This is a genomic window from Candidatus Zixiibacteriota bacterium, assembly GCA_040752595.1.
Lineage (GTDB): Bacteria > Zixibacteria > MSB-5A5 > WJJR01 > WJJR01 > JACQFV01.
Window position 1 is genome coordinate 392,879 of sequence record JBFMGX010000004.1, and the last position, 22,333, is coordinate 415,211.

Below are 22,333 nucleotides of genomic sequence, written 5' to 3' on the forward strand. Positions count from 1 at the left end.
CGGGGCTGGTCAAGACGGGCGGCCACATAGGGCCGCCCCTATGTGCGTTCTCGGATTCGCTGGGGCAGGCCTGCGTGCCTGCCCGACTGACCTCAGCCCAATGCCAGTTTGCCCGAGCGGCGGTTGATGCGGGTGGGGTACCGACCGGAGAAGCAGGCGGTGCAGAACGAGTTGGCGGGGTGGGTCGAGAGCGACAGCATGCCCTTCAGCGACAGGTAGCCGAGCGAGTCGACGCCCAGGTGTCGGCGGATGGCATCGACCGAGCGTTGCGATGCGATCAACTCTCCCTTGGTGGGCATGTCGATGCCATAAAAGCAGGGGGAGATGATCGGCGGCGAGGCGATGCGAAAGTGGACTTCGCGTGCCCCGGCGGCACGGATCATGCGCACCAACTTGCGCGCGGTGGTGCCGCGCACGATGGAATCGTCGACGATCACGACACGTTTGCCGCGCAGCACGCCGCGGACCGGGTTGAACTTGATCTTCACGTCGAGGTCGCGCAGTTTCTGGTCCGGCAGGATGAAGGTCCGCCCGACGTAGTGGTTCCGGATCAGTCCCACTTCCAGCTTCAGTCCGGACTCTTCGGCGTAGCCGAGCGCCGCCGTGTTCGAGGAATCGGGGACGGAGATCACGATGTCGGCCTCGGCGGGGTGCTCGCGCGCCAGTTGCCGTCCGAGGCGGCGACGCACCTTGTCGACGTTTTCCGTGAAGATCATCGAGTCGGGACGGGCGAAATAGATGTGCTCGAAGATGCAGAAGGCCCGTTTGTCGGTCCTTGGTAGAAACGACGAGCGCAGCCCGTGACGCGAGATCGCCAACACTTCGCCGGGAGCGATGTCGCGCACGTAACGGGCGCCGATGATGTCGAACGCGCAGGTCTCCGAGGCCACGACCCAGGCGCCGTTGTACTTACCGAGGGAGAGGGGCCTGAATCCGAGAGGGTCACGGGCGGCGATCAGCTCTTCCTCGGTGAGAATGACAAAACAATAGGCACCGACAAAGCGCGAGAGCGCCTCCGCGAGCTTGGCCGCGGTGCCGCGCTTCCGGGAACGAGCGTACAGATGAAGCACCAGCTCCGAGTCGGACGACGATTGGAAGATCGCCCCGCCCTGTTCCAGGTAGGTCTTCAGCTCGCCGGCATTGGTGATGTTGCCGTTGTGCGCCGCCGCCATCTGGCGGTAGCGAAACTTCATCAACAGCGGCTGCGCGTTTCCCAGAGAGGACGATCCGGTGGTGGAGTAGCGATTGTGGCCGATGGCGGCATGTCCCGCCAGAGTCTGCATCACGTCGCGATCGGGAAAGACCTCGGCGATCTCTCCCATGCCCTTGTGCGCGACGATCCGCTCACCGTTGGAGACCGCGATCCCCGCCGATTCCTGGCCGCGGTGCTGCAAAGCGTACAGGCCGAAATAGGTCAATTCGGCGGCATTGCGCGTTCCGTAGATGCCGAACACGCCGCATTCGCAGGCCGGCTTGTCGTCTCGAGGGACGTCGGGGCGGGTGGGACCTTCAGTTTCTGCGATCATGAATCTCACCGGGCCTCGGAGAGGTCCCGGAGAAGCCGCCATTTAAGCTGCAATCGCTGCCGCTGTCAAGGGGCGGACGGTCACTTCCTTTTATCTTGACGGAGCGAACTGTCATTGCGAACCGGAATCCATCACACCCATGCGATTCGCAAAGGCCATTTCGCCGCCGAGGTATGCACCGTAGGCGACGCAGAGTACGGCCGCAGTGATCAACACGAGATAGGCCCAACGTCCCTTTCGGGGGAAGCCACCACGTAGAGCCATCCGCCACAACGCCAGAATGGAAACCAGGCCGGCCGTACCAAATGCCGCCAACTCGTGAGCCTCGATCAACTCCATGACACGCGGCGCGGCGTGTACTGAGCTCTCGACCGCCAGGCCACTGGCAATGGCCGCCATCGCCGCCACCATTGCCGCGATCAAGATCGGTGTCGTCCCATCCCAAAATCCGCAACCAAGCAGCCGGTCACGATCGAAGAACCAACGCCCCCCATCCAATGCGGCGACGAGCAGTACCAGTGCGATCGGGAAGTGTACGAGCATTGGGTGGAGAGGCGCGGACATGTGATTGACTCCCGAAAGGTATCTTGGTACGCCTCCCGGTGCCTATGCCATTGCTCGAAATGTGAAGATCGATTCACACCTACGCGGTTCGTCTGGCCCGTGGCCGGAGGCGTCCCGACACCGCCTGATGCAGGACTTCCACTTGCGACGACAATTGTTTGGTGGACAATCTGTTATGGCTGGTGTATCGCGCCCCGATCTGACGCCTTCAATCACGGTCAAAGGGACTGGGTCACCAGCAGCGACCGGCCGGAGACCTGCTTGGCGGCATTGGGTTTGCGCTTCGTTGACCGGTGAGGAAGTTGCGGTCTCCCAGTGATCAGATTCGTGAGCCCTTGGCGTGAACCCGGAGAAGCAGACGGCAGAGCAGCGGTTTCAGGCGCTGGGGCGACTGGCGGTCGCCGCCGCACGCGGTGATGATCCGCGGCAGTTGCTGGAAATGGCCGTCGCCGAGGCAGTCGAAGCGGTGGGGCTGCTTGCGGGGGCGGTGCGGATATTCGCTGCCAAGCCGGATCAGGTCGATGTGGCGGAAGCCGGCGCCGGTGACGCTGATGCGCGGCGGCGGGTCGCGGAACTGGAGCGGACTCTGCTGTCGCCGTTGCGGAGCAACTGGGGTGTCAAGTCGCTCTTCATGACCTTGGATCTCGATGGTCCGGCCGGTCTGTTTTCATACCCACTGCGCTCGCGGGATGCCGTGATCGGCGCCATCACCGGCCTGGCGCGCGGCGAGCGCAACCTCGCCCGCGAGGAAGAGTTTGTCGGCAGTCTGGCCGCGATGATCGTTTTGATCGGACGGACCGGCCCGACATGGGGAGAGGTGCCGGCGGATCGATCAGCCCGCGAGGAACAGGCGCGGGTACAAACCGTGCGCGAGGTCGGCACGGCGCTCAACCACGAGATCAACAACCCGCTCATGGCCGTTCTGGGGAATATCGAATTGCTGCTGCGCAAGGCCCCGCCACTGGAGGCCGATGTCGTTGCCAAGCTGGGAAAGGTCCATGAGGCCGCCGAACGAATCCGTGACGTCACGCAGGGACTGGTGCGGATCACCGAAGTGAAGACCGTTCCCTATCCCGGCGGGACACGCATGCTCGACATCGACGGCTCCCCCAAGGGCGATGAGCCATCCTGAGCCATTACCACTTCTCAATCTTGATCGAGCGAAAGGCCCCGCCGCCGGACGGCAGATACTCCATGATCCCCTCGCGATAGAGCTTGATCCGGTCGCCGCCGCAGGTGGACAAAAGGATGTAATCCGGCGTCACTTCGTCGACCGCGTCATAGATGATCCCCTTCTCGATGATGCATGTCCCCGGTTTGAACTTCGACTCATCGAATGCCAGGGGTCGCTCCATCCCCAGCGTGTCGAAGTCCTCCGGCGTCGTGCTGATGTACCAGCTTTGGTTCGGTGACTTGCGAACGCGGACCAGTTGTTTGCGGGCGATGCCCTTGTCGGTGAATGCCACCTGCGAGGCGCCGCAGTAGACATTGGCGCTGTCGCCGTCGCGTTGTCCCTGAACGACGAAGTAATGCGTGTCGGTCCAGACTGTGTATGTCCCGCCCGGATTCAGCCACACACCCTTCTGCCAGGTGCGGAGCTTCTCCTCGACGTCGGTCGGTCCGGTGGCGTGTGACATTGAACCTGCACTCAAGAGCAGAAGCGCTGTCAGGACTCCGAGTCTGCGCATTGGGTGTCCTCCTTCGTAAGCCCGCCGATGCAGGGGTGGTTCTGTTTCTCAATAATACGCGCGTGCGACCCGCAGGTTACAAGCCAGGGCACCGGTCTTCTGTAGGTATGATGGTGGGCGGAGCCCACCCTACGGAGCAGGGCCGGGCTGCGCCCACCAGCTTGTCTACAGCATCTGCTTCAGAAGGCGCAGCACCATCCGGTTGAACCCCTCGGGTCCGGGGGCGCCGGCGAGACGGATCCCTCGGTGGGCGCGCAGGCCGGGATGGTACTTGCCGTCGGGGCGTTTGACGGCGATGCCGATGTCGCAGGCCGCCATCATCGCCCAATCGTTGGGGGAATCGCCGAAGGCCAGTGTACGCGGCTTGATCTTCAGAGAGGTCGCATACCAGCGGATCAACTCGGCGACGGCATGTCCCTTGTCGGTCTTGCCGGTGAGGTGGTAGAAGCGGCCACCGGTGATCACGGTGAGCCCGTCGGCGGCCAGTTCTCTGAGATGATTCTGGGTTGTGCTCTCGGACAGGGCCGGGCGGAACAGGAACGGCTCTTCGTACTCGCGTTTCTTCGCCAGCGGCGCCAGGTGGATCGGTATCTCGGCGTATTGGGCGATTACCTCCGGAGTCCAGTCGCCGAACCCCTCGCATTTCACCCCACTCTGCTCACGGTAGGCGATCAACCGCTTGCGCACGGACGCATACGGTACGCCGAACTCACGCACCCACAACCCGTCACGCTCCCTGGCGCCTCTCGGCTTGATCGGTGCCGCCGCCTTGGGCCAGAAGATGGCGGCGCCGTTCTCCGCAATGAACGGTGTCTCCAGACTCAATGCCTTGTGCAAGGGGAGAATCTCCGCCCGCGTCTTCGATGAGACGATGACGAGAGGGACATTCAGACGTTTGAGTTCCCGCAAAGCGGCGGTCGCGACCGCATGCGAGTAGGTGTGAAAATCCAACAGCGTGCCGTCCAGGTCGGTGAAGACCACCAAACCCGGCTTGGTCGGCTTGGCCGCGCGCTTCTTTGTAGCTGCCGTGGGCATGGAATAGGGCTTTGACGTTTCTCCGCCAGAGTTCGAAACATGCAAAATACCGTCCGCCTCGGCATCCGGCAACGGAAAAACGTTCCTGGCGCGGCACCTTTGGCGCCCGGAGCGATACGGTCGTATGCAATCGGACTTGACAGATCAAGGCGGCATCCCTATATGTGATTCGGCGTCCGGTGATCTGCGGATCGACCGGGAAGGCGGTGAGAATCCGCCACAGCCCCGCTGCTGTAAGCGGCTACGACGGTGACGCCGCGTGCGAAAGTCGCGGCTAACCACTGGGACGGTAGTCCCGGGAAGGTGTCACCCGAGGCCCGAAGCCGCAAAGTCAGAAGACCGGCACGGACGTCTGCCACAGATCTCGATTCGGCTGAAGCCGAATGAGTCCGTGGCCAGAGTTTCGATGCCTTCGCGGGAAGGATCGGGGCGGGACGTCGCATCGCGGCTGAGTCCCTGACTGTCGCCCGACCACCGCGTGGCCGGGCGATCTGCTTTGTCCGGTCCCGTTCCTTCCCCGCAGACATCGGTTCAGCACCGCTCCGAGGGAGAGCCGGCCATGTCCAGTGTCTGCGAATACCTGCCGCGTTGGGGAGCGCGATCCGCCGCGGCGGACCGCCGAGCCGTCCCCGATCACTCGCCACAATCCCGGCTCAGCAGGAGCTTCGCCCTCCCTTTCAGTGACGGGATCGGGGGAAGGGTCGGTCGTCGCGCGTTCTTCCTGTTCGTCGCTTTCGTCGTTACTGCCCCTGCGACAGCACGGGCCGAGTCGGAACGCGCCATCAGCGGCACTGTCTACGATCGTGCCTCCGGTTCTCCGCTTGAAGGTGCCGTCCTGACGGTGGATGGCACTGCCTGGGCGAGCATCACCGACGCCGGGGGTCGTTTCTCGATGCGTTCCATCCCCCCGGGAGAGTGGTCGGTCATGGTCACGCGCGTCGGGTTCCAGCCACGGCACCTGGCGTCGGTTGCAGTACGCGAAGGATTCGAGCAGACGCTGCACATCAGTTTGATTCCCGCACCGGTGGTGCTGCCGGGGCAGCAGGCGACCGGTCAGGCGCCCGATCGCTTCGCGGTGCGGCGCATCGAATTGTCATCGACACCACAGTCACCATCTCAGACGATTGAGCAGGCGCTGGCACGCGTACCGGGGGTTCGTGTCTATGGTTCGTCGGAGACACCCGGCGGGGTTCGTGTCTCTGTCGGAGGCGAGCCCGCCGAACGAGTGGCAGTGCTGTTGGATGGTGTGCCGTTGTCCGGTGGGGGAGATGGCTCAGTGGATCTGGCGGCGATCCCCCCTGCGGCGATCCGCGCCATTGAAGTCCATCCCGGGTCTCAGTCGGCGATTGCGGGCAATGCGGCGGTTGGCGGTGTCGTCAACCTGATCACGTCCACAGATGACCCTGCGGCGGCGCCTCCGACCGAGCTGCATGCCTTTGGTGGTGCATTCGATCATTACGAAGCCGGAACGTCCCAACGGTTGCTCTTGGGAGGCGGCGAGGCGCGCTTCACCCTCGATGGGTTCCGGCATGGCCCCCGTTTCTCGTATCCCTCCGGCGACACCAACGCGATCCGTACCGGCGTCGCCAGTCACGGCCTGCGTGTGTTCACGCGCTTCGACAATCTGCCGCGCCACATCGAGGCGCTGGCATTCGTCTATCGGTCGACCAACGGCGTTCCCGGTCCTCTGGAGCAGAGGACGCCGGATGCCACCAATGACAATGACCGGTTTCGTTGCCAGGTGCGCTGGCAGGCGGAAATGCCGGAGGCAATGCAGGCGGCCGCCGCGATTTGGTACGAAAACGGCCGCGAACACTATCGTTCGCCGCAGCTCTACAAGGCCGATGCCGAGTCGAACGAGGAAACATGGGGCGGGAAGGCCGATCTCGTCCTTCATGGCCGGTCGCTGTCCGGCGGGCTCACGGTGGAAATGCGCAGCCGGCGTCTGGAAGGGATCGATCATCTGCGTCCGGCGCAGTCGTTCGGAGTCCGACAGCGCATGGAGCATGCGGTCCGGGGACAGGTGGCGCACTCGGGAAGTCTACCTATAGGATCAGGGACTGCTCGTGTCACTTGGGCGTGGGACATCGAGACCGGCGGGCAGAGCATCCTCTCGCCGCGCGCCGATCTGTCTTGGTCGGGCCCCGGCGCGATCGTGTGGCACGGTGGTTGGGGACGATCATTCCGCCGCCCCGAGTTGACGTCGTTGTTCTGGAAGGCCGATGCCTACGCCGTCGGCAACCCCGACCTGCGTCCCGAGCGCGCTTCGGAATGGGACATCGCCGTTGGCTGGTTTCCGCGGCGCGTCGTGGCCGAGACACGGTACTTCGAACGCGACGTGACCGACATCATCGTCTGGGATCGCGACTTCGCCGGGCGCTACACACCCCGGAATCTGCGCGCGGCGTCTGTGGTCGGCCGGGAGGATCACATCGCGGTTGTGCCCTGCGAGCGCCTGGTCTCTCTGACGCTCGACTATACCCACGTGTTCACCGGCGCCAATGACGCCAGCGGCGAACCGAACACCGACGGGCGCACGCTGGTGTTCACGCCGCGACACATACATCAGTTTCGCCTCTCCGGGGAATGGCGACGATTCGGCGCCACCGTGCTCGGGCGGTGGGTGTCGCTGCGCTACACACGACGCGCCAACACGAAGACGATCGCACCCTACCGTGCATTCGATGCGTCCGTGACCGTCGTCTGCCGTCGCCGGGCGCCGCGGTTGACAGTCTCGCTCAGCGGCGAGAACCTGACCAACGAGCATATCGAACTGATCGAACGCTATCCCTCGCCGGGACGGGCGCTGTCGGGAGCGATCACAGTCGGCCTATGACGCAACAACTAAACAAGGATCGGGAGGGCGACGCTCCTGCGGAGCCGAGTCACTTCGCATGAAAAGACGGCTCGGCGGTCCGCCGCGGCGGATCGCCCTCCCGGAACGAATGTGTGATAGGAAGGGGAAGGGGATGCAGATGACTCGGTTCCAACTCGTATGCCACGCAACGTCCATTCTGCTGCTGGCGATGGTGATTCCCGTGGGCGCAGCCGCTGCCGCAGTCGTCGACACCGACCGGCTCATCGTGATCAACGGTCTGGCGGAAACACTGACTCTGGTCGACCGTGCCGCCGGGACCGTCGTCAACGATGTGAAGCCGCTCGGATTGGCACCCAACCGTATCCGTTATGGCGGCGGCCGGCTCCTGCTGGTGAATTCGACCTCCGATGATCTGTGGGTCATCGATCCAGAGACGCTCGCCACGCTGCGCGACGTAAACTTCATCGACGGCGAGAATCCCTGGGATGTCGCCTATGTCGATGACACACTGTGCGCCGTCTCGCTGTTGATCGCCGATAAGATCGCCTTCGTCAACCAAAGCACGGGGCAGATTCTCCGCCGTCGCGACGTCGGCAAGAGCCCGCAGGGGCTGTTGGCCGTCGGGCCACAGCTCTGGGTGGCCAACACGGGGTTCGATTTCGGCACGTATCTGTATGATCCCGGGACCGTGTCGGTGCTGAACATCGCCGATGGTGCAACCATGGCGACGATTCCGGTCGGGACCAATCCCCAGGCGCTGGCGGCGTCGCCCGATGGTACGATCCATGTCTTGTGCACGGGGAACTACTTCGACCGTTTCGGCATCGTGTACTTCCTCGACCCGGCATCAATGTCGGTCGTCGATTCACTCCTGCTGGGGGGATCGCCGGGCGATCTGGCGATTGGCTCCGACGCCATTGCCTATGTCGCCGCCGGTGGCTGGGTCGATTCCGGCGAAGTGTATCGCTATCAGGCCATCTCACACCTACTGTTGAATGGCTCCGCCAATCCGTGGCACACGGCGCGCGGTGCCATGACAGTCTTGCCGCGCCTGGAAGGGGGAGTGCATGCCATCTGTTTCTCCGGCGACTCACTGGTGGAGCACGATCTGCATGGCGGCATCGCGCGTCGCTGGCAGGTCGGCGACGGCCCTGTTCATGCCGCCTATGTCACCAACCGCCTGCCCGGGGATTTCAATGAGGATGGCGTGCTGTCTGTGCAAGACGTCGTCGGCCTGATCGACTTTGTCTTCCGCAGCAGCTCATTTCCGCAGCGATTGGGCGCCGCGGATGTCAATGCCGACTGCCAGTACTCGATACAGGATGTCGTGCTGTTGATCAATGTCGTCTTCCGCGGCGGCTCCGGTCTCTATTGGGGGTGTGACTGATGACGTTGGGCAACTTTCATCAGCGTCGGGCACTGGTGTGTTGGGTCGCCGTGGGCGCGGTGCTCCTGTCGGCCGGGTGCGGTCAGAATGGCAGCCGACCGCGTCCAGGGCATGGCGCGCAGGATTCTCGGGCATTGATCATCGCCTACAGCCCGGACTCAGCCGATACGTTCGCCTGTCCCGGCCGCGATTCCATCGCGGTTCTCGATCTCCTGATGCAGATGGCCCGCTCCGACAGCACGATTGTGCGCACCAAGACATACCCATTCGGTGTCTTGGTTGACCAGATCGGGTACCGTCGCAACGGCGACGGTGGTTTCTGGCTATACAGCGTCAACGGTGCCATGATCCCGGAGTCGGCGGACAAACATCGGATCGGTGCGGGCGACACCGTGCGGTTCTTATTCGATGAGCGATGACACAACGCGGCTGTCTTCTTGACGCGGCCAGCGGTCACCGGGATATTCCGGCATGTCTTCGGCCGGCACCACGTCACTTTGGACCGTCCCCAATCTGCTCTCACTGTCCCGGGTGATCCTGCTGCCGGTGTGGTGGTGGGTCATGGACTCCCCCGACCCATCACGACGCTGGTGGGGCGCGGCGCTCATCGCCTACGGTATTCTCTCCGATGTTCTCGATGGCTATCTGGCGCGCCGATGGGGGCAGGTGTCGCTCTGGGGGAAGGTGATCGATCCGGTCGGCGACAAACTCGCGGGATTGGTGATCGGTTTGTTCTGTGTGATGCATCGTGGTTTCCCACTCGCCGCGTTTCTTCTGGGAACCGGCCGCGACTTGGTTCTGGTCGTCGGCGGGTGGGTGCGCTATCGCCGCACAGGAGTCATGCCGATCTCGGCAAATCTCGGCCGCTACGCCGCCTTTCTGTGGGGAGTTCTGCTGTTGCTCTATGCCTTCGATACGTCGGCCATAGCTCATGTCATTGTCTGGCCCACGGTGGCGCTGTATCTCATCGCTGGGATCGACTATCTCCGTCGTCGATGAGAAATGCTGTAGGGGTTGATCTCAAATCGACCCGTTTGTAGGGGCGAGGCACTGCCTCGCCCTCTTGCCCTCGCAGGGGGTGGGCGACCCAACGGGTCGCCCCTACAAGGTAACATCGATGGCAAATCGTAGGGTGGGTGCTCCGCACCCACCGTGTCCCGAGACCCCTGCGGTGGGTACAAAGCACCCACCCTACATCACATTCTCCTTGTCCGTCCGCCGGGGTGAATCCCCGTGTCGGAGATGATCGCCGTGATCAGCGCATTCGGCGTGACATCGAAGGCGGGGGAGAAGACCTTGGCACCTGGGGGTGCGATACGTGTGTCGCCGATGTCGGTGACCTCATCGGCGGAGCGTTCTTCGATTGGAATGTCGCGCCCCGTGGCGATGTCGTCGTCAAAGGTCGTGCGCGGCGCGGCAACATGGAAGGGGACGCCATGATGCGCCGCCAGCACCGCAACGTTGTATGTGCCGATCTTGTTGGCGACATCGCCATTGCGCGCGATGCGGTCGGCGCCGACGATAACCGCATCGATCCGTGAAGCGGAAAAGAGCGACGCGGCGGTGTTGTCGGTGATCAACGTCGCGTCGATCCCCTCTTGCATCAACTCCCACATTGTCAGACGCGCCCCTTGCAGAATCGGACGCGTCTCATCGGCATAGACCCGCAGCCGCTTCCCCTGATCGCGCGCCGTGTAGATCACGCCGAGCGCGGTCCCGATGCCCGTTGTCGCCAACGCCCCGGCGTTGCAGTGTGTCAAGACGGTCATGCCATCGGCCAACAGCGTGGCGCCGTTCTCGCCGATGCGTTTGCACATCGCGATGTCTTCCTCGTGGATGGCGATTGCTTCCGTTTCCAGAACCTCACGCAATCGCGTCGGATTCGCGCCGCAGTTTTGTTCCACGACAGACCTCATGCGCGCAACCGCCCAGCCGAGGTTCACTGCGGTCGGACGCGCTGATGTCAACAGTCGTGCGGCGGAGTCACGGTCCGTGGCGAGGACCATTCCATAGGCGGCGGCGACACCGATGGCCGGTGCGCCGCGCACGGTCAGATTGCGGATCGCCCCGGCAACATCCTCCGCTGTGCGGCAGACGACCGTGTCAACGCGCCCCGGCAGCCGCCGCTGGTCGAGGAGGTGCAGGGCGCCATCTGCCCAAGCCAATGTCCGAAAACGCATAGGGTGCGGGGTCTAATGCCGAGTCTTGGGACTGGGGTAATGTCCCGAGAGAAGTCGGAAGTATAACTTGTGCAGAGTATGGATGAACTCGTACTCGCCGGACTTGTCGGTTTTCCTGATGACACCAAGCTCTTCCAACTTGCGCAACAGGTTGTCCACCCGCGTCCTGTCTTCATCAGACGCGGCTCTGAGGAGGTTCTGCCGCCGGAAAGGTCCTCCTGGGAATTCCGCGATCTTCCGAATGATCTCGCGATAGGACTTGCTACGGATTCGCTTGACCACCTGCGGCTCGACATACTTCAGACCGACCACCTCAGCGGCCTTCCAGACCCCGGCGAAAGCGTCGTCTTCGTCGACCACCGTGTCGCGATTGATCCAGAAGGTTGCGTCGCCAATCTCATGCATTACAGAGGGGACACCTCCGGAGAAATAGCGCAATACAGCGGATGCCTCCGGAGTCACGGTCACGTTGACCGATGCGAAGGCGCGCTCGAAAAACGAGTCAACGACAGAATCGGCGACACGCCCCAAGATGATCGGCCGGAAGATACGACCGACCGATGGCTGATTGGTGGACAATTCCTGCATCTTCTCCTGTGTTCCGACCAGGACGATCATCAGGGGCATGGCGGGGAGGCCGCTGGTGACCATGCCATCCACCCAACCTTTTAGAAAGTTGGCGAATCCAAAGTCACGAGCAACACCATTGAGGTCGTCGAGCACGACCATTAGACCTCGAACCTCGGGTTGTAGTCTCGCGTAGGACTCGCGAATCAATTCCGGGAACGAGAGTTTCAGATCGTTGCGCAGAGTTGCGTCCGCACGAAACCTAACCTGCACACCCGTGCCCGGGAGACCCAGCGAAACCGATTCTATGTATCTTTCGAAGACGCCTCTTGCACGCTCTGCCAGGGACTTCGGCATCTGCGCCAGGAGCTTCTGGGCAATGAGCGTGCATGCCTCGTCGGCGGACGATGCCGCCGTCAACTGGCAGTAGGCAGCGGAGAACCCAAGTTCATTCTGTGCATATCCGGTGCACAAGAGAGCGAGCGAAGATTTCCCGAACCCCCGTTCCCCACCGATGAACACGTTCTCATTGCGGCCCTGCGCAGACTGGCGCAAAAACCGGCCAATCTCGGCGATCTCCACCTCGCGACCGACGAAAAGGTCCGAGGCCACAGGCTTGCCCGGAGAAAAGGGTGACTCGACACCGGTCATCGGCGGTCAATCAAGTGATAGCTGCCGCCCGTGTAAAGCAAAAACCTCGGCTACTGCTGGATTGGAGGGGCGCTATTCGATTAAGTGGCTGCAGCTTGGAGTCGTGGGAACGCTTCTCATCCCGCGCCGACCGCGCGCTTGGCCGGCGGCGGGCGGAATGCGGCCCGGCGCAATTCGCGATTCAACTCGGCGATGACGCGGACGCTGATATTCTTCGGACAGACCGCCTCGCACTCGTAGGTATTGGTACAGTTGCCGAATCCCTCGCGGTCCATCGCGGCGACCATGTTGCGGACACGCGCCTCCCGTTCCGGATGCCCCTGCGGCAGGTGCAGGAACTGCGAGACCTTGGCGCCGACAAAGAGCATCGCCGAAGCGTTCTTGCAGGCGGCGACACAGGCGCCGCAACCGATGCAGGCGGCGGCATCCATCGCCAGCTCCGCCTCTTCTTTGGGGATCGGGATCGCATTGGCATCCGGCGCGCCGCCGGCATTGACCGAGGTGAACCCGCCCGCCTGGATGATGCGATCGAAGGCACTGCGGTCGATGATCAGGTCCTTCAACACCGGAAACGGCCGGGCACGCCAGGGCTCGATCGTGATCGTCTGCCCGTCGTGGAAGTGGCGCATGTGCAACTGGCAGACCGTCGTGCCGCTCTGATGGCCATGCGGCACACCATTGATCACCAGCGAACACATGCCGCAGATCCCCTCGCGGCAATCGTGATCGAAGGCGATCGGATCTTCGCCCTTGAGGATTAGACCCTCGTTGACGACGTCGAGCATCTCCAGAAACGACATGTCGGGGATGATGTCCCGCGCCTGATAGGTGACCAACCGCCCCGCCTCGCGGGGGCTTTTTTGCCGCCACACACGGAGTGTCAGGTTCATTACTTGTAGCTCCTCACGGCCGGCTGGACCGTCTCGAAGACCAACGGTTCCGGATGCAGATTGGGCCTTTGGCCTACGCCGGTAAACTCCCAGCGGCTCACGTGGCTGAAGTGCTCATCATCACGTTGCGCCTCGCCCTCGGGCGTCTGGCTTTCCTCACGGAAATGCGAGCCGCACGACTCGGTGCGCGTCAACGCGTCATGGCAGAGAAGCTCGGCGAATTCGAGATAATCGGCGACGCGCCCGGCTTTCTCCAACGCCGTGTTGAGATCCTCATTGACGCCGGGGACGATGGCGTTCCTCCAGAACTCCTCTCGCAGTGGGGGTATCTTCTCCAGCGCCTGCTTCAGACCGGCGTCGTTGCGCCCCATCCCGCAGTACTCCCACATGATGTGACCGAGTTCGCGATGGAACGACGTGACCGTTCGTTTGCCCCGGAGAGAGAGCAGACGTTTCAAGCGCTCTCTCACCTCCGCTTCGGCCGCCTTGAACTCCGGCCGGTCGGTCGTGACCTTGGCGGGCTTGGCGCCGGCAAGGTAGTGGCCGATCGTGTAGGGAATGATGAAGTAGCCGTCGGCCAGTCCTTGCATGAGGGCACTGGCGCCGAGACGGTTGGCGCCATGGTCGGAGAAGTTGGCCTCACCGATCACGTGCAACCCGGGGATGTTGCTCATCAGGTTGTAGTCGACCCAAAGGCCGCCCATCGTGTAATGCACCGCCGGATAGATGCGCATGGGCACCTTGTAGGGGTCCTCGCCGGTGATCTTTTCGTACATTTCAAAGAGATTGCCGTACCGCTCGGCGATCGTGGCGGCACCGAGACGGCCGATGGACTCGGCAAAGTCGAGGTAGACGCCGCGCCCAAACTCGCCGACGCCGCGCCCCTCATCGCAGACCTCCTTGGCGGCACGCGAGGAGATGTCGCGCGGGGCGAGATTCCCGTACGTGGGGTACTTGCGTTCGAGGTAGTAATCGCGCTCATCCTCGGGGATTTGGGCGGACGCGCGCTTGTCACCGGCCTTCTTGGGGACCCAGATGCGCCCGTCGTTGCGCAACGACTCCGACATCAAGGTCAACTTGGATTGGTGCTCGCCGGAGACGGGGATGCAGGTCGGGTGAATCTGCACGAAGCAGGGATTGGCGAAGAGGGCGCCGCGCTTGTACGCCCGGTAGACGGCGCTGACATTCGCTCCGGCGGCCATGGTCGAGAGGAAGTAGAGGTTGCCGTATCCGCCGGTGGCCAGCACGACGGCATCGCCCGCGAAGGAGACGATCTCGCCGGTGACCAGATTGCGGGTCACGATGCCGCGCGCGACGCCATCGACCAGCACCAGGTCCAGCATCTCGGTGCGCGTGAACATGCGCACCTTGCCGAGAGCGATCTGCCGCGACAGCGACGAGTAGGCGCCGAGCAGCAGTTGCTGCCCGGTCTGTCCGCGCGCATAGAACGTGCGCGACACCAACGCGCCGCCGAAGGAGCGGTTGGCCAGTTGGCCGCCATATTCGCGCGCAAAGGGCACGCCCTGCGCCACGCACTGATCGATGATATTGTTGCTGACCTGGGCGAGACGGTAGACATTCGCCTCGCGCGCGCGGAAGTCGCCGCCCTTGAGCGTGTCCATAAACAGGCGAAAGACGCTGTCGCCGTCGTTCTGGTAGTTCTTGGCGGCGTTGATCCCGCCTTGGGCGGCGATCGAATGCGCCCGACGCGGGCTATCTTGATAGCAAAGGCAGTCGACGTTGTACCCGAGTTCCGCCAACGAGGCGGCGGCCGATGCGCCCGCCAACCCCGACCCCACGACGATGATGCGAAATTTCCGTTTGTTGGCCGGGTTCACCAACTTGAGCTCGGCGATGTGCTTGTCCCATTTCTGGGTCAGCGGTCCGGACGGTACCTGGCTTGCGAGTTCCATGGTCTACATCCCTCCGGTCGGCAGATGGACCACCCCGAGCAGGATGGACAGGGGGATCGAGATGTTCCCCACAACGATGATGGCCGCCAGGATCAGCGCGACCCGCTCCAGGGTCGGACGCGTGCGCGGTGTGCTCCAGCCGACGGTCTGGAAGAAGCTGGAAAAGGCATGGGTGAAGTGGAAGCCGAGCACGATCATGGCCGCGATGTAGATCACCGAGGCGACCGGATTCTGGAATCCCAGCACGACCATCGCATAGACATCCGGCCGGTCGTGCGCGTCGCGGAGGGACGCGTACTGGGGATTGGTCAGCTTCCAAGTGAGGTGCAAGAGGTGATACACGACAAAGCCGAGGAGCGCCAATCCGCTGTACACCATCGTGCGCGATGACACAGAGGCCTCCACGGCCTCCTTGCGCACATAACGGATGGGGCGGGCGGCACGATTCTGAAAGGCCAGCGTGATCGTCAGGGTGATGTGGACGACGGCGATGACGAGCAACCCAATCCGCACCGTCCAGAGCAGCGGCGGGAGGGCGCGTAGTTTCTCCGCGTAGGTGTTGAGCGCATTGGGGCCGAGATAGACTTGCAGATTACCGATCATGTGGCCGATCACGAACAGGTACAACAGCACACCCGTGACCGCCACGATTAGTTTCAGTCCGATCGACGTCTTCCACATACGCGATACTCCACGCGGCTACGTTTCCGGCGACCCGGCGGCCACGCCGGAGGAGGGGGCACAAATCTCCCGGCTCCCGGTTGCCGTTGCCAATGTGGGGCCGGCGAGATCCACAAGCCGGTACGGCTTCACGCACGCACCAGCGGCGAGACCGACCGGCGCTCGTACATTTGGCACGTGCCTTGTACGCACCATCCGCGGCGATGCCGACAGCGGGCGCACTCGAATGCCAGTAAATGCCGTGGCCGGGATGGTTCAAGGTCTTTTTCCGGAACTTGTCAAATCTTGCGCGATGCTTCATGCCTTGTGGTGATCCGAAGACGGTGCAGCCCGGCACAAACGAGGAGCCGACGGGGGAAACGTCCACCCGTCGGCTCAAGCCCGGACCCTTGAATGTCTCGGTCAGCGGCCCTTGCCCAACAGACCGGTCACGAGCTGGTTTCTCAGGCGGGAGCGTTTGACGCCTTTGGCCAGTCCTTTCGGCAAACGCGCTCCGACTGTGTCCAGGAATGACTCGACTTCCTTCTCGATGGCGTGCTTGGCGAGGTCGGGGTGGCTGCGAAAGATCACGGTGTGCAGGGCGTGCCGGATCACGCTGGCCACGGAGGTGTTCTCCCGGCGGGCCATCTTGCGCAGGATGTTCAGTTCCTCAGGATTGAGGATGAGGGAAAAGGGCTGCTTCGGTCCCGGGGTGCCGCGACCGCGCCGGACGACGCGCCTTGGTGCGCGCCGGACCGGCGACGGGCGTGCGGCGGCGGTTCTCCTTGCTCTTGGTGACATCACACGTCCTTGGTTGGGTGTTGGGGACATAGTGGACCTGTTTCCACGCATGGGCGCTATTACGGGTGCGCCGGATCGGATGTCAATAGCAAATTGAATGGCGTCGTCAGCATGACCGGGGCCCGGTCTGTGGTCATTGAACCGATCTCCCGGCCGGTCGCGCGGGGGCACCAGTCCGGGCCACCCGCTCACACCTCGCTATACGCCGCCGGGGCGTCGTTGGTTCCCCGCGCGGTTCATTAGCAGGATGCTGAAGAAGGACCATCCATGTCATTCTGAGCCCCGCCGCTCTTGGGCGGGGCTTGCCCGCCAAAGGCGGGCGAGAGTCTGCGGTTGGTTTCATGGGGCAAAACAGCAGGATGACAATGATGGGACCGGTCCACGTTTTCTGTGTTTTTCAGCAACCTGTTGGATAGTGAACTGCGATACTCAAGATTCGAGGTTGGTGGCGCCCATCGTCCCGACCGTTCCGCCAGAGTGCCGGGCTGGACCACCCTCAGGGTCCGGCCATCAGCTTTTCGCGGCAGAGGATGGCCTGTCCATCGTTGAACAGGACCTCCTTGGCATTGTGATGCAAGGGAGGTGAAGTGAAGATCGTCGTCGACCGGGAAATCTCCTGACGGATGGTGACCCGCCCGGAGTCGGTGACGAAGGTGATCGGCATGATGCAGCGAAACGACGAATCGCAGTCGAACTTGTCGATGCGCCCCCGAACAATGTAGCGCCCGTCCGGCAGCCGTTCGCGGTCCCACCGGTACTCGAATCGGGGGATCTGCACCCCGTACACCCACTGGTCAAAGAACCACTGCATCGGCTGACCGACGTGGGCTTCCACGACCCGCTGGAAGTCGGCCGTGGCGGCATTCGCATGCGACATCGTTCGCACATAGTCATGCATCATGTCGATGAAGCGTTCATCAGACCCGGTGCGTTCGTCGTGGAGCATCGCCCGCAGCATGTGCAGCACATAAGCGCCCTTGGCATACACGAGATGGCTGTACGACGCCGGGGAGGATTCTGATGCGCAGCGGTATCCCAGCCAGATCGGGGCCACTTGCGGACCGGCGTGCCAATCTCGATGTCCCCCGGTTTGCAGGACCCGCTGACGCCACCGGGACAACATGGTGGAGAATTCCTTTCCTCCCGGATGGCGGGCCTGCACGAACATGGCGGAGGCGTACTCGGCGAATCCCTCGGAGAGCCATTGATCATGATAGGTCTGCCAGCCGACGAGGTGTCCGAACCACTGGTGGGCGACTTCATGGGCGATGAAGGCGTCGGTGATCCCTTTGCGGCTGGTTTCGAAGGAGTACCAGGCCAGATGCAGGAGCTGCGGGAATCCCTGGCCGTGCCCGCCCGGAATCTCCGTGGCCGCCAGGTGGTCCCACGGGTAGCGTCCGAAGAGTTGCGAAAACAGCGTCACGGCGCCGACGATCTCATCGGCAACGCGTTGGCTCATGTCGCTGTTGAACAGCCCCCGACGATGGTTGCGGCTGCGGTAGATGTCGAGACGGATCCCGGAGTCGACCTGAACGGTCCGGCGCTCGAAGCTGCCATAGTTGAAGGAGATGAAGCTGACCGGCTCATAGGTGCGCCAGCGCGTCACGTGCCAGTCGCCGGCCAGGCTGTCGCTCACCAGGGCGCCGACGGACACCAGATCGAAGCCCCGGGGAACTCGAAAGGTCACATCATGCATGGCCGGGTGGGACCACAAACCGGACGGCAGCCAGCGCGTCGTATGCCGGATGTAGAAGTCGTCGCTCCACGGCAACCTGCGCAAAAGCCCCGTGCTCCGATACGTGAACCGCGCCACGGCTGAGTCCTGCAAGCGCTGACCGGCGGGGACGCCGACGATGATCCAGGCGCCGGCATCGTCATAGATGAACGGGGCCGGCGACCCGTTCACCCAGACGCTGTCGATGATCAGATCAGGGGCCATGGCCAGCCCGAGCGTGGCGACATCGGGATGCCGCAGCGACAGAGTGAGACTCGCATCCACGGTGACGGCAGCGGGACGGGAAATCGTGACCTCCGCGCGACAATGTGTGGCGACGAAACCGCCATGGAGGGTGGCCACGCGAAAGGGCGTCTCGCCGGCATCGCGCGCGCGATCGTAGGAGCACACCAGATCGGCGGACCCGCGCGGCGTCGCGCCCGGCGGTCGGCGCCAGAGTCTGATGCTCTCATCGGCGGCCTCGTCCCAGATGAAGTGCAGGCGGCGCTGGTTCGGCGCCTTGGGCGCCGCATACAGGAACGACGTCGACCAATCGCCGTCGCGACGCGACTGCCATCCCCGCGTCGCCAGATCGATGGCCAGGTCGTCCCTGGCATCGTGGTCGAAGGATCGAAGATCCGCGTCGCGCGGAGCTTTGCCCCGGCCGGGAGCACCGCAGCAGCGGTACAGGCCGGCGGCCACGGCACGATCGAAGAACCGGAAGTATACTTCGGTAACGGACATCGTGAGGATCGAATCGCCGGTATAGCGTTCGAGTTGATCGCGCTCCATCGCTGAGGGCGGTGAGATCTGAAGCGTCCCCACGCCTCGGAACAGGCAGCCGCTGGGACGGCCGCCGACCGGCGTGAAAAACGACAGCGTGCCGGACTCAAACCGGTAGGTGCCGAGCACGGTCTCCCATTCGACACCGGGCACGACCGTGAAGAACGCGGCCGGATCGGCGTGCGGGCGGGACAGGGAATCGTAGATCGCCCGATCAGGTCCTGCCAGCCGCGTGAACGTGCGACCAACTGCGGGCGCATGCATCACTGTGACGACGGCAACTGCCGCGAGCGAGATCACGCCTGAACTGACGTGCCTTCCAACGCTATTCGTTTTGCACCTCGATCGTTCAACAAGACGGCTTGAGAATGACAACATCCTCACACTCTTCCTGAAAGGGAGCGGGGGATGATAACCTCTCCCTCCGGCTTGCCCTGAGCGAAGTCGAAGGGGAGAGATCGCTTGGACCGGAGGTCCCAGCGGGTGAGGGACTTTTCCGTCGGTTCATACGGCGAGAAGTCCTCGGACCTTCCCAGAAGTTGAGGGTTTGCCGGAAAAAAGCAGACCCCTCGCTCCGCTCGGGGTGACAGGGTGTGTGGGATTTCTGAAGGGAGACTGTCGTTCCGAGCGAAGCGAGGAACCTGCTGTTTCATGTATAATGACCTTCCGTTTCACTCTGTTAGCTGGTCATTGGCATGACCTGGCCATGCCGGGCCGTCACCCCCCCGGCCAATAGTACGCAAACGAAACGCGCCCTGAGGCGCGTTTCGTGCGTCTTTCTTTGGCCGGGGCCTGCGTCGGGTCAGGGTGCGCAGGGGTCGCAGAACTCTGTCGCCGCCGCGCTGCCGCGGAAAGCCACGTTGACCACCTTCACGACGTCCGCGATTGTCGTCACTCCGTCGCAGCTCACGTCTGTCTGCTCCCGCGGGCAATCGGGATCGACGACGGCGCTTTCGCCGCGAAAAGCGACGTTCACGGTCAGCACGACGTCCTGCAGCGTCGGTATCCCGTCACACATCGGGTCACCGTGGCATGGGCAGTCGCAGGTGACGTAGCTCACGACGACCTGGTGGAGCGGCGCCGCCATCGTCTGGCCGTCGACGTCGGTGGCACTCAGCGCATACCAGTAATCGCCCGGCGTCTTGCCCGTGACCGCTAATGTCGTTTCCGGCGTCGCGGTCGACAACGTGATCAGGGAGTCGTAGTCCGTTTGCGGATAGAACTCATCGACATAGATGCCGTCGCCGAGCGTGTAGTCGTCGGTCTCATAGGCAATCCGGAACAGGACATCCTGCCCGCCATAGGTGGTCAGCGGGAACTTGGCGAGTACAAAGGACCCACCGGAACTGCCGGTGATGCCGTTGCCGCGCTGCCGTTGCGGGTAGTAGGTCATCGTTGTCACGTTGCCCGGCAGCGGTGTCCAGGTCTGACCGTGGTCCGTGGAGATCTCCACGTAGGCGTAGTCAAAATCCTGTTCGATGTCGTACCACAGCTTCATCTGGAGCGTGTCGTTGCTGATGACATGAAGATAGTCGTTGCCGGTCATGTACGAGTTGCGGCTGCTGCCGGTGCCGCCCCAGTAGCTGTATGACCCGGATGAGGCCCATGTTGTCGAGCGCGAGAACCCGGTCAGACGCCAGTCGTTTCCTTCGGTCTCGGCGCCGTCGGTGACGCGGTGGGTGCCGAATGCCTCCTTCAGGGTGAAGCTGGCCGCCGGGTTGGCCCCTCCCGGGTCCTTCCACACCAAGGTGTAATCGGGCGCGCCCACGAGTCCGGGTGCAATCCACGACGGCACCGCCGGCGGGAAGATGCGCTCCGGGCTGGCCGCCAGGTCGATGATAACCAGATTCGAGGTCATGTGTTCCTCGATCTGGACGGGAATGCGCGACGGATCGGGCCAGAAACCATCCTCCCCCGAGCCGATCTCGGGTGTGTAGGCGAGGATCTTGCCGTGCCCACTGGTGTCGTTGTACATCCAGTCGTCGGAGTCGCCGTTGACGATGTACAGCAGCGAACTGATCTGCGGTGTGTAGCCGTTGTAGCGCGCGACCGAGTCGCCGATGGCCGCAAACAGCGCGTGGTCCGGCGTGTAGTGTTGCAACGCGTAGCCCCAGGGCCACAGATAGAGATTCGAATAGGAATGGAAGTTGACGGCGATCACGAACTGGCGGCTGTTGACCAGCGAGGCGATGTTCTGAGTCTCATATTCGGAAAAGGCGGAGGGGCCGCGGTACGTCTCGCTGCTCGGATTGGGCGAGGAACCGTCGTTGTCCAGCCCCCACATGTAGCCGTAGTTGCGGTTCAGATCGACACCGCCGCTGCCTCCGTATTCCAGGTTGCGGTTCTTCCGCCACATGCCGCCGCCGCCCGGGGCAATAATGCGGTTGTACTCATACCCGTCCGGATTCATGCAGGGAACGAAGTAGATCTCGCGCTCGTTGGCCAGACGTGTTCGCAGGGTATCGGTGCCGTACCCGAGGACAAAGCGGCGCATTGTCTCCAGGCAGACCTCCATCCCGATCGGCTCGCGGGCGTGGTGCATCCCGGTGAAGAGGAGCTCCGGCTCGGCCTCGTCGACATGGGGATTGTCCGAGACCTTCATCGCCCACGTTTGCCGACCCTCGTACGAGAAGCCAATCGAGAACTTGGCCGTTGTGATCATCGCGGGATAATGGAGGACCGAATCGAGTCGGTGAATGGAGTCCATCACCGCGATCCCCTCCGCCAGCGTGCGGAATCCGCCCATCGTCACCGCCGTCTTGGCCGCGTAGGTCTGGTACCAATCCGCCACCTCGACCTCGATCTTGTATCCGGCGCCCTCCAGCTCGGCCAACTGCTCGGGCGTGACCAGGATGCGGAAGAAGCCGTTGGCGGCATTGGGATGGTCTTCCAGGATGTCGATGTTGCGGCGGTAGGCCTCGGCGATCTGACCTTTGCCGGTGATCACCCAACGGGCAACGATCTTCTTGTTCAGAAAGGCCTCATCGGCCGCAGTCAAGCTCCATGCGCGATTGACCGTCAACAGAACGGACAGCACCAAAACAACCATGCCAAGACCCCGGATGAACTCCCGACGGCGCATCACTCCTCCTTCAAGCAACTTCTCTTAAGGTGTATCGTCACTTCACTGCCAGTGCCACGGTGCCGGGACCAAGG

The 22,333-nt window shown here is 63.0% G+C and carries 17 protein-coding genes and 1 riboswitch; of the genes, 5 read left to right on the plus strand and 12 right to left on the minus strand.

Annotated elements, in window-relative coordinates:
• Positions 1-92: 92 nt before the first annotated feature.
• On the minus strand, positions 93-1,526 hold the full coding sequence (gene purF / locus AB1792_01885; protein ID MEW5700967.1) for an amidophosphoribosyltransferase: 1,434 nt from the start codon (positions 1,524-1,526) through the stop codon (positions 93-95).
• A gap of 111 nt (positions 1,527-1,637) precedes the next feature.
• Positions 1,638-2,090, minus strand: coding sequence for a DUF2231 domain-containing protein (locus tag AB1792_01890; GenBank protein MEW5700968.1), 453 nt, complete (start codon positions 2,088-2,090; stop codon positions 1,638-1,640).
• 340 nt (positions 2,091-2,430) lie between these two features.
• Between AB1792_01890 and AB1792_01895 the strand changes: the two genes are divergently transcribed.
• Positions 2,431-3,222, plus strand: a complete 792-nt coding sequence (locus AB1792_01895; protein MEW5700969.1) for a histidine kinase dimerization/phospho-acceptor domain-containing protein — start codon at positions 2,431-2,433, stop codon at positions 3,220-3,222.
• A gap of 4 nt (positions 3,223-3,226) precedes the next feature.
• On the opposite strand, the gene AB1792_01900 is transcribed toward AB1792_01895, so the two are convergent.
• Positions 3,227-3,778, minus strand: a complete 552-nt coding sequence (locus AB1792_01900) for a hypothetical protein (protein ID MEW5700970.1) — start codon at positions 3,776-3,778, stop codon at positions 3,227-3,229.
• A gap of 165 nt (positions 3,779-3,943) precedes the next feature.
• Complete coding sequence (locus AB1792_01905; protein ID MEW5700971.1) at positions 3,944-4,813, minus strand: HAD-IIB family hydrolase; 870 nt, start codon at positions 4,811-4,813, stop codon at positions 3,944-3,946.
• Between the two features lie 153 nt (positions 4,814-4,966).
• A riboswitch (cobalamin riboswitch) is annotated at positions 4,967-5,177 on the plus strand.
• A 195-nt stretch (positions 5,178-5,372) separates the two neighbouring features.
• On the opposite strand from AB1792_01905, the gene AB1792_01910 reads away from it, so the two are divergent.
• The 4 genes from AB1792_01910 to AB1792_01925 all read left to right on the plus strand — a co-directional run bounded on the left by AB1792_01910 (position 5,373) and on the right by AB1792_01925 (position 10,017).
• Entirely contained in the window at positions 5,373-7,649 is a 2,277-nt protein-coding gene (locus AB1792_01910) for a TonB-dependent receptor (protein MEW5700972.1), read from the plus strand.
• Positions 7,650-7,788: 139 nt separating this feature from the next.
• Positions 7,789-9,018: a hypothetical protein gene (locus AB1792_01915; GenBank protein ID MEW5700973.1), complete on the plus strand. Its 1,230-nt coding sequence runs from the start codon at positions 7,789-7,791 to the stop codon at positions 9,016-9,018.
• Positions 9,018-9,437 carry a DUF4430 domain-containing protein gene (locus tag AB1792_01920; GenBank protein MEW5700974.1) on the plus strand — a complete coding sequence of 140 codons (420 nt, stop codon included), beginning with the start codon at positions 9,018-9,020 and terminating at the stop codon, positions 9,435-9,437. Before AB1792_01915 ends, AB1792_01920 begins: the two co-directional genes overlap by 1 nt.
• Before the next feature lie 52 nt (positions 9,438-9,489).
• Positions 9,490-10,017, plus strand: a complete 528-nt coding sequence (locus tag AB1792_01925; GenBank protein ID MEW5700975.1) for a CDP-alcohol phosphatidyltransferase family protein — start codon at positions 9,490-9,492, stop codon at positions 10,015-10,017.
• Between the two features lie 197 nt (positions 10,018-10,214).
• Here the strand turns inward: AB1792_01925 and mtnA are convergent, their stop codons facing one another.
• From mtnA to AB1792_01965, 8 genes are all read right to left on the minus strand, one after another.
• On the minus strand, positions 10,215-11,198 hold the full coding sequence (mtnA, locus tag AB1792_01930; GenBank protein ID MEW5700976.1) for an S-methyl-5-thioribose-1-phosphate isomerase: 984 nt from the start codon (positions 11,196-11,198) through the stop codon (positions 10,215-10,217).
• Between the two features lie 12 nt (positions 11,199-11,210).
• A complete protein-coding gene (locus AB1792_01935) occupies positions 11,211-12,416 on the minus strand; it encodes an ATP-binding protein (protein ID MEW5700977.1) in 1,206 nt (401 codons plus the stop codon).
• A 116-nt stretch (positions 12,417-12,532) separates the two neighbouring features.
• Positions 12,533-13,306: a succinate dehydrogenase/fumarate reductase iron-sulfur subunit gene (locus AB1792_01940; GenBank protein MEW5700978.1), complete on the minus strand. Its 774-nt coding sequence runs from the start codon at positions 13,304-13,306 to the stop codon at positions 12,533-12,535.
• Positions 13,306-15,219, minus strand: coding sequence for a fumarate reductase/succinate dehydrogenase flavoprotein subunit (locus tag AB1792_01945; GenBank protein ID MEW5700979.1), 1,914 nt, complete (start codon positions 15,217-15,219; stop codon positions 13,306-13,308). Before AB1792_01945 ends, AB1792_01940 begins: the two co-directional genes overlap by 1 nt.
• Positions 15,220-15,222: 3 nt before the next feature.
• Positions 15,223-15,900 (minus strand): succinate dehydrogenase cytochrome b subunit, encoded by a 678-nt coding sequence (locus AB1792_01950; protein ID MEW5700980.1) that lies wholly within the window; start codon positions 15,898-15,900, stop codon positions 15,223-15,225.
• Positions 15,901-16,302: 402 nt separating this feature from the next.
• Positions 16,303-16,680 (minus strand): hypothetical protein, encoded by a 378-nt coding sequence (locus tag AB1792_01955; GenBank protein MEW5700981.1) that lies wholly within the window; start codon positions 16,678-16,680, stop codon positions 16,303-16,305.
• Positions 16,681-17,176: 496 nt separating this feature from the next.
• Complete coding sequence (locus AB1792_01960) at positions 17,177-19,477, minus strand: M1 family aminopeptidase (GenBank protein MEW5700982.1); 2,301 nt, start codon at positions 19,475-19,477, stop codon at positions 17,177-17,179.
• 502 nt (positions 19,478-19,979) lie between these two features.
• Complete coding sequence (locus tag AB1792_01965) at positions 19,980-22,259, minus strand: M14 family zinc carboxypeptidase (protein ID MEW5700983.1); 2,280 nt, start codon at positions 22,257-22,259, stop codon at positions 19,980-19,982.
• Positions 22,260-22,333: the final 74 nt, after the last annotated feature.